12 protein-coding genes are annotated in these 13,170 nt (G+C 48.0%); 9 read left to right on the forward strand and 3 right to left on the reverse strand.

Features of this window, described 5'->3' with window-relative positions; genetic code table 11:
* Positions 1 to 152 precede the first annotated feature (152 nt).
* From pstC to DW769_RS08340, 9 genes are all read left to right on the forward strand, one after another.
* Positions 153 to 1,007 (forward strand): phosphate ABC transporter permease subunit PstC, encoded by an 855-nt coding sequence (gene pstC / locus DW769_RS08300; protein ID WP_022462254.1) that lies wholly within the window; start codon positions 153 to 155, stop codon positions 1,005 to 1,007.
* The gene (gene pstA, locus DW769_RS08305) at positions 997 to 1,899 is read left to right on the forward strand and encodes a phosphate ABC transporter permease PstA (RefSeq protein WP_243105437.1); all 903 of its coding nucleotides are present in this window, start codon (positions 997 to 999) and stop codon (positions 1,897 to 1,899) included. The genes pstC and pstA overlap by 11 nt, the downstream gene beginning before the upstream one ends.
* Before the next feature lie 20 nt (positions 1,900 to 1,919).
* The gene (gene pstB / locus DW769_RS08310; protein ID WP_118750237.1) at positions 1,920 to 2,672 is read left to right on the forward strand and encodes a phosphate ABC transporter ATP-binding protein PstB; all 753 of its coding nucleotides are present in this window, start codon (positions 1,920 to 1,922) and stop codon (positions 2,670 to 2,672) included.
* Position 2,673: 1 nt separating this feature from the next.
* Entirely contained in the window at positions 2,674 to 3,318 is a 645-nt protein-coding gene (gene phoU / locus DW769_RS08315) for a phosphate signaling complex protein PhoU (protein WP_117804708.1), read from the forward strand.
* 3 nt (positions 3,319 to 3,321) lie between these two features.
* Positions 3,322 to 3,993, forward strand: coding sequence for a winged helix-turn-helix domain-containing protein (locus DW769_RS08320; RefSeq protein ID WP_022462258.1), 672 nt, complete (start codon positions 3,322 to 3,324; stop codon positions 3,991 to 3,993).
* A 9-nt stretch (positions 3,994 to 4,002) separates the two neighbouring features.
* Complete coding sequence (locus tag DW769_RS08325; protein ID WP_118750238.1) at positions 4,003 to 5,661, forward strand: ATP-binding protein; 1,659 nt, start codon at positions 4,003 to 4,005, stop codon at positions 5,659 to 5,661.
* Between the two features lie 439 nt (positions 5,662 to 6,100).
* Positions 6,101 to 7,582 carry a 4-alpha-glucanotransferase gene (malQ, locus tag DW769_RS08330; RefSeq protein WP_118659322.1) on the forward strand — a complete coding sequence of 494 codons (1,482 nt, stop codon included), beginning with the start codon at positions 6,101 to 6,103 and terminating at the stop codon, positions 7,580 to 7,582.
* Between the two features lie 98 nt (positions 7,583 to 7,680).
* On the forward strand, positions 7,681 to 8,715 hold the full coding sequence (locus DW769_RS08335) for a LacI family DNA-binding transcriptional regulator (protein ID WP_117802081.1): 1,035 nt from the start codon (positions 7,681 to 7,683) through the stop codon (positions 8,713 to 8,715).
* A gap of 170 nt (positions 8,716 to 8,885) precedes the next feature.
* Positions 8,886 to 11,150 (forward strand): glycogen/starch/alpha-glucan phosphorylase, encoded by a 2,265-nt coding sequence (locus DW769_RS08340; RefSeq protein ID WP_118750239.1) that lies wholly within the window; start codon positions 8,886 to 8,888, stop codon positions 11,148 to 11,150.
* 73 nt (positions 11,151 to 11,223) lie between these two features.
* On the opposite strand, the gene DW769_RS08345 is transcribed toward DW769_RS08340, so the two are convergent.
* The 3 genes from DW769_RS08345 to DW769_RS08355 are packed head-to-tail and all read right to left on the reverse strand — an operon-like array spanning position 11,224 to position 13,119.
* Positions 11,224 to 12,057, reverse strand: coding sequence for a hypothetical protein (locus tag DW769_RS08345; RefSeq protein ID WP_118750240.1), 834 nt, complete (start codon positions 12,055 to 12,057; stop codon positions 11,224 to 11,226).
* The gene (locus DW769_RS08350; RefSeq protein WP_117760691.1) at positions 12,051 to 12,749 is read right to left on the reverse strand and encodes an ATP-binding cassette domain-containing protein; all 699 of its coding nucleotides are present in this window, start codon (positions 12,747 to 12,749) and stop codon (positions 12,051 to 12,053) included. Before DW769_RS08350 ends, DW769_RS08345 begins: the two co-directional genes overlap by 7 nt.
* Positions 12,742 to 13,119, reverse strand: coding sequence for a GntR family transcriptional regulator (locus DW769_RS08355; protein WP_022462266.1), 378 nt, complete (start codon positions 13,117 to 13,119; stop codon positions 12,742 to 12,744). The genes DW769_RS08350 and DW769_RS08355 overlap by 8 nt, the downstream gene beginning before the upstream one ends.
* Between the last annotated feature and the right edge of the window lie 51 nt (positions 13,120 to 13,170).

Below are 13,170 nucleotides of genomic sequence, written 5' to 3' on the forward strand. Positions count from 1 at the left end.
CAATGGAAAATCGCTCTTACTTCCGTATCCGAAAATGTTCAGAAAAAGAAGCTGTCTTTCGGAACGTGCTTGAAAAAGCAGTTCGTAAGGAAAAAAACGAAAGTCTTTTTCAAACACGCTCCGCGAAACAATGAAAGGAAAGGATTTATCTTATGAAACTAAGAGAAACGATCATGAAACTTGTATTCCTGATTGCGGCGTGCTGCTCCGTACTGGCTGTTGCACTGATCTGCATTTTCCTGTTCATGAATGGTGTTCCTGCCATTTTTAAAATCGGACCGCTGAAATTTTTGACCGGTACCGTGTGGAAACCGGGAAACAATATTTTCGGTATCCTGCCGATGATTGTCGGCAGTATCTGCGTGACCGGCCTTGCAATCCTGATGGGTGTGCCGGTTGCCATTCTTACTTCGGTGTTTCTTTCCCGTTACTGTCCGAAAAAGTTTTACGGCATCTGCAAATCAGGCATTAACCTGATGGCCGGTATTCCGTCTATCGTATATGGATTTTTCGGACTGGTTGTGATCGTCCCGTTGATGGCACAGCTGACAGGCAAAAACGGAAACACAATGCTGACGGCATCTATTCTTCTGGCCGTTATGATTCTTCCGACCGTGGTCGGTGTAACAGAATCCGCCATTACAAGCGTTCCGGAATCCTACTATGAAGCAAGCCTTGGCCTTGGTGCCACGCATTCCCAGAGCGTTTTCTTTGCAGTTGTCCCGGCGGCAAAATCCGGAATCCTGGCCGGCATCGTGCTTGGCATCGGACGTGCCATCGGAGAGACGATGGCAGTGATTATGATTGCCGGAAACCAGCCTCGTATGCCAAAAGGAATCACAGAAGGCCTTCGTACCATGACAGCCAATATTGTACTGGAGATGGGATATGCATCCGGACTTCACCGGGAAGCGCTGATTGCAACGGGTGTTGTGCTGTTTGTCTTTATCCTGCTGATCAATTTATCGGTGTCTATGCTGAACCGGAGGGTACATTATGGTGATTAAAGGAAATGGAGCTGTAAATACAATGGAAGCTGTAAAAATAAATACAAAAGAAAAAGAAAGAACAAAGGTTACGTATCACAAAAGTGTTTTTTCCTCCGTGCTGACCGGAATTACCTGGGGAGCAGCTATTCTTGCGCTTGCCGTTCTGGTTTTTCTGGTTGGATTTATTCTGATCCACGGTGTGAAAAACCTGACACTGGAGCAGTTTGCATGGACCTATAATACAGAGAATGTTACGATGCTTCCGGCGATCATCAACACTGTTACGATGACAGTACTTTCCCTGCTGCTTGCTGCGCCCCTCGGCATTTTCTCGGCGATTTATCTGGTTGAATATGCCAATAAACGCGGAAAACTGGTTGGCCTGATCCGGATTACGGCAGAGACCCTTTCCGGTATTCCGTCGATCGTTTACGGTTTGTTCGGTATGCTGTTTTTTACGAAAACCCTGAAAATGGGATACTCGATGATGTCCGGTGCCTGTACCCTTGCCATCATGATTCTTCCGCTGATTATGCGAACAGCAGAAGAAGCCTTAAAATCAGTTCCGGATTCCTATCGGGAAGCAAGCTTTGGACTGGGAGCCGGAAAGCTTCGTACGATTTTTAAAATTGTTCTTCCATCTGCCGTACCCGGCATTCTTTCCGGTGTCATTCTTGCGACAGGCCGTGTCGTAGGAGAGACGGCAGCGCTTCTTTTCACAGCAGGAACGATTGCAAAGGTGGCAGGCCTTATGGATTCCGGCCGTACCCTTGCCGTTCATATGTATGCACTTTCCAGTGAAGGCCTCTATATGAATCAGATGTATGCAACCGGCGTCATCCTGATGCTGATTGTCCTTCTGATCAACGGCTGTTCCGGAATGATTGCGAAGAAAATTGCAAAGAAATAAAAGAGAGACGAGGAAAAAACATGAGTAAAATAGATGTATCCAATATGGATCTTTATTACGGAGACTTTCATGCCTTAAAAAATATCAATCTTAGCATTGATGCCAATGAGGTGACGGCTTTTATCGGACCTTCCGGCTGTGGTAAATCGACCCTGTTAAAATCCATCAACAGAATGAATGATCTCGTTCCGGGCTGTCGGATCACCGGTGAAATGCTGTTGGACGGAGAAAACATCTATGGCGGAAAAATGGATGTCAACGGACTCCGCAAACGGGTCGGCATGGTATTTCAGAAGCCAAATCCGTTTCCGATGAGCATTTACGACAACATTGCCTATGGACCGAGAACACATGGTGTCCGTTCCAAAGCGAAGCTGGATGATATTGTGGAGCAGTCTCTTCGACAGGCAGCAATCTGGGATGAGGTGAAGGAACGTTTGAAGAAAAGCGCACTTGGCATGTCCGGCGGACAGCAGCAGCGTCTCTGCATTGCGCGTGCCCTTGCCGTACAGCCGGAGGTTCTTCTGATGGACGAACCAACCTCAGCACTGGATCCGATTTCTACTTCCAAAATCGAAGATCTTGCGGTAGAATTGAAAAAAGATTATACTATTGTCATGGTAACCCACAATATGCAGCAGGCAGCCAGAATTTCCGACAAAACCGCATTTTTCCTGTTAGGCGAGGTAGTAGAATACGGCGAGACCGAACAGATCTTCTCCATGCCGAAGGATAAACGGACAGAGGATTACATTACAGGGAGGTTTGGCTGATATGAGGGAAAGATTTGAGCAGCAGATGGAAATTCTGCACACGGAGCTGATTGAGCTTGGCGCACTCTGCGAGCAGGCAATCGGACGGACATATGAGGTTCTGCTGGAGGGAAACCAGAGAGCGGCAGAAGAGATTATCAAAAAAGACCAGGTTGTCGATGCGAAAGAACGGGAGATCGAGGATCTCTGCTTCCGCATCATTTTACAGCAGCAGCCGGTAGCACGTGATCTGCGTCAGGTATCTGCGGCATTAAAAATGATTACCGATATGGAGCGGATCGGAGACCAGGCAGCAGATATTGCGGATATCGTAAAAGTAACGAGTCTTGATGTGCCGGATGCAAGCATCCGTCTGAAGGATATGGCGAAAGCAACAGCTTCTATGGTAACAAAATGCATCGATGCATACGTTAAGCAGGATCTGAAGCTTGCACGGGAGGTTATCGATTCCGATGATATCGTGGATGATCTTTTTGACGAGGTAAAGGATGAAATTCTGCAGGGTATGCGAAAGGGAATTACCACAGATGTCCAGTCTCTGGACTATCTGATGATTGCAAAATATTATGAAAGAATCGGTGACCATGCAACAAACATTGCGGAATGGGTTGTGTATTCCATTAACGGTCACCATAAAGGGGAATAACAGATGATTTACTGCGTGGAAGATGAAAGAAATATACGGGAACTGATCGTATACACACTGGAATCGAGCGGTTTTACCGCAAGAGGCCTGGAAAGCGGAAAAGAGCTGAATGCAGCTATTGCAGAACAGCTTCCGGATCTGATTCTCCTGGATATCATGCTTCCGGGAGAGGATGGTCTTGAAATTCTTTCACGCCTCAAGGCATCGGAAGTAACAAAAGAAATTCCGGTCATTATGGTAACGGCAAAGGGCGCTGAGTATGATAAGGTCATGGGCCTTGACTGCGGAGCCGATGACTATATTACCAAGCCGTTCGGCATGATGGAATTTATCGCAAGGGTACGTGCCGTGCTGCGCCGTGCCGGAAAAGAAGAGAAGGAAAACGATGTGCTGGAGACCGGGGATCTGCAGATCCAGGTGAAACAGCATCAGGTTCTGGCCAAAGGGGAGAAGGTTACCCTGACCTTAAAAGAGTTTGAACTGCTGAAATTTTTAATGGAAAATAAAGGAATTGTCCTTACGAGAGACCGTCTGCTCGGCCATGTCTGGGGCTATGATTTTGACGGAGAAACCCGTACGGTAGACGTTCATGTGCGTACACTCCGCCAGAAGCTGGGCGAATGCGGCGAGCTGATCGAGACGGTCCGCGGCGTGGGATACCGGATAGGAGGCTGAGGAAGTAAGATGCGTAAAAAAGTCTTTCAACATGCGGGAGCGTTGATTATCGCAGCGATTATCCTGACCTTTTTCACCATGAGCTGGGCAATGTACAACAATACGGCGGAGCAGCTTCGTGTTTCGGTGAGAAATGAATGTGAGTATTACAGGTATTTTCTGGACAAGATGGGTGATGACAGTCTGGATAAACCGGCCGGCAAGATTACGGCAAGCCGGGTTACCCTGATTGACACGGACGGAACCGTTCTGTTTGATTCGGTCGAGGATGAGAACATGATGGGAAACCATTCCGGGCGGCCGGAGGTGATTGAGGCGGAAAAGACCGGGGAAAGCAATATTTCCCGTTATTCCGAGACCCTGCGGAGCAAAACATATTATACGGCATTGCGCCTGGACAATGGAAAAATCATCCGCGTTTCCCTGACAACAGACAGTGTGTTCGGTGTGATGCTGCGGAATATATGGCTTGTGGCTGTGCTGATTGCGGCAGTTCTTGTCGTAGAGCTGATGATGGTCAGCCATATGACAAAGGCACTCGTAAAGCCGATCAATGAGATTGATCTGAATCATCCGCTGGACAACAAAGCGTATGAGGAATTGAGTCCGCTGCTTGGCAGAATTCATCAGCAGCAGAAGCAGATCCAGCAGCAGATGGAGGAGCTCCGCCATAATCAGGAGGAGTATCTTGCCATCACGGAATATATGAAGGATGGTCTGATCGTGACAAACCAGTCGGTTGTACTCTCCATCAACCGCTCGGCACAGAATTTGTTTGATGTGACGGCAGAGGAGTGCATCAATCACAATATTGTGACAGTCAGCCGCAATGAGCAGCTGAAGGAGGCGCTGGATCATGCTCTGGAGGGCAGTTCCGAGGAGCGGATGCTGGAATTAAACGGAAGAGTCTATCAGCTTCTTGCTAATCCGGTGCGTGTGGACAATGTTGTATCCGGTGCGGTCATCCTGGTGCTGGATGTGACAGAAAAACAGAAAGCGGAGGTGATGCGCCGTGAGTTTTCTGCCAATGTGTCACATGAGCTGAAAACACCACTGATGTCAATTTCCGGATATGCGGAGATCATAGAAAATAACATGGTGAAACCGGAGGATATTCCAAAATTTGCGGGAAGAATCCACAGTGAGGCGAGCAGGTTAAGCTCTCTTGTCGAGGATATTATCAAGCTGTCCAGACTGGACGAGAACGACCAGTCGATCCCGATGGAGGAAGTGGATCTGATGCAGATCTGCCGTGATGTCGAGGGACATCTTTCCATACGGGCAAAGGAGCAGCAGGTGAAGATGACACTGAGAGGAGAGAGCTGCCGGATCAAAGGTGCACGGCAGGTTCTTTATGAGATGATCTACAATCTCTGCGACAATGCGATCAAGTACAACCGCAGGGACGGTGAGGTCGAAGTGACGGTTTCCCGCGGAAGAAACGGACGGGCAGTGGTATCTGTGGCAGATACCGGAATCGGAATTGCAAAGGAAGATCAGGAGCGGATCTTTGAACGGTTCTATCGTGTAGATAAGAGTCATTCCCGTGAAACGGGAGGTACGGGACTTGGACTTTCCATTGTGAAGCATGGAGCGATTCTTCATGATGCGAAGATTAAAATTGAGAGTACACTTGGAACTGGAACAAAGATAATTCTGGAGTTTTAAGTGAAAAACAGATACCGCAAAAGACAGCATGCGGGGACAGAACCTATATGGGAGGCTTGAAAAATTCATGATTTTTAAGTGACCAAAGCGGTTCCGTCCCCGCATGCTGTCTTTTTATGTATGGCTTTGCATCGTTACAAAAATGCAAATTCGTTGTTTTGAATAAACAGAGTATTCAATATTTGGTAAATATGATAAGGGGGTTGGGGGTTGTTTTTTGATGCAGAGTATGGTATTGTAAATATAACGAGTTCCGGAAACGTTACCGACACCGTTTCCGGAAATGCAGACGAGATACCGACAGCCCTGTTTTTACGAAACAAAATGAGCTGGTTAGAAGGGCTGTATAAGTTACAATTTGCTGCGTATCCGTGAACAGGAATTATGTATTTGTGGGGTCGGATGGATAGAAAAAACGACAAGGAGAAAGGGTTTAAAAATGAGAGCAAGTGGTATTTTACTTCCGGTAGCTTCGCTGCCGTCCCGATATGGTATCGGATGTTTTTCGAAAGAAGCGTATGAATTTGTGGATCGCCTGGAGGAGGCCGGCCAGAGCTACTGGCAGATTCTTCCACTTGGACCGACGGGATATGGAGATTCGCCGTACCAGTCGTTCTCTACTTTTGCAGGAAATCCATATTTTATTGATCTGGAGACCCTGGTAAAAGAGGGACTTCTGACAGAAGAAGAGTGTGATGCGTGCGATTTCGGCGACAATGCAGAGTATATTGATTACGAAAAGATTTATCTGTCCCGTTTCAAAGTACTCAGAAAAGCATTTGAAAGATTTGCGGCAGATGACGTATATGATGCATTTGTATCGGAAAATGGTTACTGGCTGGAAGATTATGCGCTGTATATGGCGATTAAGGATGCACTCGGCGGAATCAGCTGGAGTGAGTGGCCGGCAGAATTAAAGGACAGAGAAGAAGCAGCACTGAATCAGAAACGGGAAGAACTTGCCGAGGAGATTGCATTTTACAAATTCCAGCAGTTTATGTTCCTGAAACAGTGGAAAGCACTGAAGGCATACGCAAATGAAAAGGGTATCCGTATCATCGGTGATATTCCGATTTATGTTGCATTTGACAGTGCCGATACCTGGGCAAATCCGGTTCTGTTCCAGTTTGATGAGGACAACCAGCCAAAAGCAGTTGCCGGATGCCCGCCGGATGCGTTCTCCGCAACCGGACAGCTCTGGGGCAACCCGTTATACAAATGGGACTATCATAAGAGCACAGGTTATGCATGGTGGCTGTTACGTCTGGCTCACGTGTTTAAACTGTACGATACTGTCCGCATCGACCATTTCCGCGGATTTGATGAATATTATTCCATCCCGTTCGGTGATCAGACGGCAGAGCGCGGCCACTGGGAAAAAGGACCGGGCATGGATCTGTTCAACACCGTCAAAGAAAAGCTCGGCGATGTGGATGTCATCGCAGAAGACCTGGGATATCTTACCGAGAGCGTGATCGAAATGGTGAAAGAATCCGGCTATCCGGGTATGAAGGTGCTGCAGTTTGCTTTTGACTCCCGTGAGGAGAGTGATTATCTGCCGCACAATTACGAGAGAAACTGTGTTGTCTACACCGGAACACACGACAATGATACCATTCTTGGATGGTATTATGTCATGAGTGAGGAAGACCGCGAATTCTCCAAAGAGTATATGGGAAATGCAAAGAGTACCGACGAGGAACTCCCGTGGGATTTCATTCGCATGTCAATGGAGAGCGTGGCAAATCTGGCTGTCACTCCGATGCAGGAATTTTTAGGTCTTGGAACGGAAGCGAGAATTAACTATCCGTCTACACTTGGAAATAACTGGAAATGGCGCCTGCTTCCGGGACAGTTTACACCGGAAATGGCAAAGAGAATTCACCGGCTGACACAGATTACAGCACGTATTGCAAAATAAAAATACGCGCCGGAGAGAAAGCAAAACAGGCCGGGAAAACAAGCCGGAAGAGATTCCGGCAGAACAGGTACAGAGTTTAAAGGAGAGGCCTGCAGAATATGGAACAGGTAACAATCAGGGACATTGCCCGCAAATGTAAGGTAGGCGTGAGTACTGTATCGAGAGCGATGAATAATCATCCGGACATCAACCCGGAAACAAAAGAGATGATTTTAAAGGTGATTGCCGAATCGAATTACGTACCGAACAACAGTGCCAGAAATCTGAAGCGGTCGAATGCCAAAGCGATTGCCATTCTGGTAAAAGGCATGGACAACATGTTCTTCAACAACATGATCAGTGTGATTGAAGAGGTTGTGCGAAAAAAGAAATACGCCTGCATTATTGAGCGAGTAGAGGAAAAGGCAAATGAGGTAGACTCCGCGATCGAGATCGTCAAAGAAAAACGGCTGCGCGGCATCATTTTCCTCGGCGGAAACTTTACGCATCCGCATGAGAAAATGGCGCAGATCCCGGTTCCGTACGTGATCAGTACAATCGGGGCGGTTTCAGACGGAGGAAAACCGTGCGCGAGCGTATCGGTCGATGACTACAGGGAAAGCTATAAGATGGTAGATTATCTCTGTGGTCTCGGGCACCGGCGCATTGCCATCATTACCGCCTGCGAGGACGACATCAGTATCGGACGCCTCCGTCTGAATGCGTACCGCCAGGCTTTACTGGATCATGGGATACCTTATGACCCTGATCTGGTATTTCATATGACGAAGGACGACACGTATTCTTTCGCCACAGGGTACAAGATAACAAAAGAAATTCTGGAAAAAAAGACGGAGTTTTCCGCGCTGTATGCCACCGCGGATACGCTGGCAATCGGTGCGTGCCGTGCCTTAAAAGAGGCCGGGCTTACCGTGCCGGATGATATTTCCGTTGCAGGATTTGACGGAATTGATGCGGGAGAGTATTATATACCCAGTATCACAACGATCCGCCAGCCGGTGGAGCAGCTTGCTGCAGAGACGGCAAAGATGCTGTTTTCCTTAATTTCAGGAAAAGAAGAACCCTGCAGCAAAGTATACGATGGGGAACTCGTCGTAAGGGAATCCACAAAGTCGCGGATCGCGCAGCAGTAAAACCCTTGCAGTTTCGCTGCCGCAAAAAAGTGATTCAGAAGTGAACAGTCCCATTCAAGGAAAAGCTTTGCATGGAGCTGTGAAAGCTGCCGATCGCAGAAAATCCGGAACGGCAGCGCAACCAAATTACACTGTGGGAATTTTCCACAGCAACACGAGGAGAAAAAAGAATGGAAGAAAGAATTCAGGCAATCTTAAAAGAGCGTTTTGGAAGAGATCTGGACAACTGCACAAAGAGCGAAATCTTTGAAGCCCTGATGGTCATCACAAAACAGGAGATGGCAGGTCGCAAAAGAAACACCGGAAATAAGAAGCTGTATTATATCTCAGCAGAGTTTCTGATCGGAAAACTGCTGTCCAATAACCTGATCAACCTTGGCATGTATGAGGAAGTAGAAAAAGCACTCGCTTCTCACGGAAGAGAACTGACGGAGATCGAGGAAATGGAAATGGAGCCGTCCCTTGGAAACGGAGGCCTTGGCCGTCTGGCAGCATGCTTCCTTGATTCTATCGCAACACTTGGATTGCCGGGAGACGGTATCGGCCTTAATTATCACTTCGGTCTGTTCCGCCAGCTTCTGGTCGACCACAAACAGAAAGAAGTGAAAAATCCATGGATCACAAATGAGAGCTGGCTCGTCAGACAGCCGGTATCCTTTGCAGTTCCGTATAAAAACTTCACGATGCATTCTACCCTGTATGATATCGACGTACCGGGTTACAACAATGGCTGTAACCGTCTGCATCTGTTCGATGTAGATACGGTAGACGAGAGTATCGTTCCATCAGACAGCATCAACTTTGACAAGCATCAGATCCAGAAAAACCTGACACTGTTCCTCTACCCGGATGACAGCGACCGTGCCGGACAGCTGCTTCGTATCTACCAGCAGTATTTCATGGTCAGCAACGGCGCACAGTTTATCCTCATGGAGTGCGAGCAGAAGGGCTACGATCTGCACAAGCTGTATGATCACGTTGTGATCCAGATCAACGATACCCATCCGTCCATGGTCATTCCGGAGCTGATCCGTCTGCTGCAGGAGAGAGGCTTTACCATGCAGGAAGCCATCGATGTTGTAAGCAAGACCTGTGCTTACACCAACCACACCATCCTGGCAGAGGCACTGGAAAAATGGCCGATCGATTACCTCGAGGAGGTTATTCCGCACCTGATGCCGATTATCCACGAGCTGGACGCACAGGCAAAGAAGAAATACAAAGATGAGAAAGTAGCGATCATCGACAAGGATCAGCGCGTCCACATGGCACACATGGATATCCACTACGGATTTTCTGTTAACGGCGTTGCAGCACTGCACACCGAGATCCTGAAAAACTCCGAGCTGAAACCGTTCTACGATATTTATCCGGAGAAATTCAACAACAAGACAAACGGAATCACTTTCCGCCGCTGGCTGCTGCACTGCAACCGTGAACTGGCACAGTATATCGAGAGCCTGATCGGACCGGGATTCAAAAAAGATGCCGACGAGCTGGAAAAACTGCTCAAATACAAAGACAACAAGAAGGTTCTTGCAAAACTTGAGGAGATCAAACACAACCGAAAACTGGATCTCAAACAGTTCCTGTATGAGACACAGAATATCGCGCTGGATGAAAATTCCATCATCGATGTACAGGTAAAACGTCTTCATGAGTACAAACGCCAGCAGATGAACGCCCTGTACGCTATTTACAAATACATGGATATCAAGAGCGGCAACAAGCCGAAAACCCCGATCACCATGGTATTCGGTGCAAAGGCTGCACCGGCTTATATCATCGCAAAAGATATCATCCATCTGATCCTGTGCCTGCAGGAGCTGATTGATAACGATCCTGAGGTAAGCCCGTACTTCAAAGTGATTATGCTTGAGAACTACAACGTATCAAAAGCTGCAAAGGTGATCCCGGCAGCAGATATCTCCGAGCAGATCTCCCTGGCATCCAAAGAGGCTTCCGGAACCGGAAACATGAAATTCATGCTGAACGGTGCCCTGACTCTTGGAACAGAAGACGGTGCAAACGTTGAGATTGGCGATCTTGTCGGAAAAGAGAACATCTACATCTTCGGAAAGAAACCGCAGGATGTCATCGACCTGTACGCAGATGCTGCTTACTGCTCAAAAGACATCTATGACGAAGATCCGGAGATTGCAAAGCTGGTTGATTTCATCGTCAGCGATGAGCTTCTTGCTATCGGCGACAAGGTTTGCCTGGAGAGACTCTACAAAGAGATCCTGAACAAAGACTGGTTCATGACGCTGCTCGACCTGAAAGAGTACATCAAGACAAAAGAAAGAGTATACAAAGACTACGAGAACAAAGATGCATGGAACAAGAAGTGCCTGATCAACATCGCAAAAGCAGGCTTCTTCTCCTCCGACCGTACCATTGCACAGTATAACGAGGATATCTGGCATCTGGCATAAGTGCAGAACATGCATACAAAACGCCGCCGCAGACGATTCGGTTCGTCCGCGGCGGCGTTTTTTAATGCAATTTTTATGAAAGATTCAGCCGTCTGCTTAAGATATAGCGGCAGATCAGGAACAGAACAACGCAGAGCACCACGGTGATGATAAGGGTGGAAACCGAGGATGTGGTAACCACAGCAGTCGGTGTGGAGTCCTGGAAAACACGGACGATGCTGATTCCGCCGAAGATCTGGATCACGGTAGTCATGCCGATGTAAGAGAGGACAGCCGTCAGAATTTTGTGGCTGGATACCAGGCTTCCGATGCTGATGGCGGCATAGAACAGAAGAATGCCAAAGAACAGCGAAGCGAAGAAGCCAACGATGGAAAACAGTGCCATACTGATGTGGTTCGTGATGCCGATCAGGGAAAAAGCAGCATCGGCAACACCGGTAATCTGTGCCCAGAGATAGGACAGAAAATCGGAAAAGGTCATGGTCTTGTTGTAAAAAAGCAGGGTGTTTGCGGTAAAATACCGGATTGCGGACGGCAGAAGCAAAAAAGCGAAGGAAGCGAGAACGGAAAGTGCGTTTAAGATGCTCCATGCGCCGAAAACCAGCATTTTGGAGAGAATATGATCCGTTGCCGATACCGGAAGGACGTTGGTCAGATACCCTTCGTCGGTAAAAAGATTTTTATAGTAGCGCTGGATCATCAGCACCTGTGTCATGACGGATGCGGCGATCACAATCAAAACGTACGCAAACAGATAGAGGACGATCAGCAGATCCGGCAGCTCAGAAAGCTGGGAAAAGAGGAATCCGAAGCCTCCGAGAGCGCCCATGAAAATGGCGGCACCGTTCAGCAGCGCCATGTTTTTCCAGCATGCTTTCCACTCATGTTTCAGACATTTTTTTAACATTTGAATACCTCCCTGAAATAAGAATCAATCGATTCACCCTCCTGCATCCGGATATCCTCAACCGAGGCGTGCAGTTTTAACTGGCCCTCCTGGATAAAGATGACCTCATCGAGAATATTTTCGACATCGGAAATCAGATGTGTTGAGATGAGGATGGATGCGTCTGGTTCGTAGTTGTTTAAAATCGTAGATAAAATGTAATCGCGTGCTGCCGGATCGACGCCTGCAATCGGCTCGTCGAGGCAGTAGAGCTTTGCGCGGCGGCTCATCGTGAGGATGAGCTGGACTTTCTCTTTCGTTCCCTTCGACATCGTTTTCAAACGGTCCTTCGGGCTGATTTTTAAGGATTCCAGCATGGCATTGGCGCGGGACATGTCAAAGTCCTCAAAGAAATCGCTGTAATACGTTAAAAGATCCGAGACGCGCATCCAGCTGCCGAGATACATTTTATCCGGCAGATAGGAGACGATCCGTTTTGTCTCAATACCGGGATGATTTCCGGCGATGAGGACTTCACCCTCACTCGGGGTCAGCAGTCCGTTCAGCAGCTTTAAGAGCGTCGTCTTTCCGCTTCCGTTGGGCCCCAGCAGTCCGATAATTTTCCCGGAATCCAGGGAAAGGTTGAGATGATCGAGCGCGGTGTGGTTTCCGAAGCGCTTCGTCAGGTCTTTACACGTTATAAGTTCACTCATGATTTTCTTCCTCCTCAATCGTTTCGGCAAGTAGCTGCCGGATTTCCTCCGGGGTTATGCCGAGCTGTTTCATGTGGGCAACAAAAGCAGATACTTCTGCGGCGGCAAGTTCTTTTTTCATCTGATGAATCAACTCCTTATCTTCGGTAATAAAGCGTCCGCTGGTCCGCTGGGAATAGATCAGTCCGCTGCGTTCCAGTTCGGAAAGCGCTTTCTGCATTGTGTTCGGGTTGACGGCGGCCTCCTGCGCAAGATCGCGGACGGACGGAAGCTTATCGCCCGGCTGATAGCGCCCGGTGATGATGTCCATCTGTACCCGCTCGATGATCTGCAGATAGATCGGCCGCGAGGAATCAAGATTCCATGGCATATGGCATTCACTCCTTTTGTACTACTGTATTAATTTGATAGTACAATCATA

The sequence above is a fragment of the Blautia sp. AM29-29 genome, assembly GCF_003480555.1.
Lineage (GTDB): Bacteria > Bacillota > Clostridia > Lachnospirales > Lachnospiraceae > Fusicatenibacter > Fusicatenibacter saccharivorans.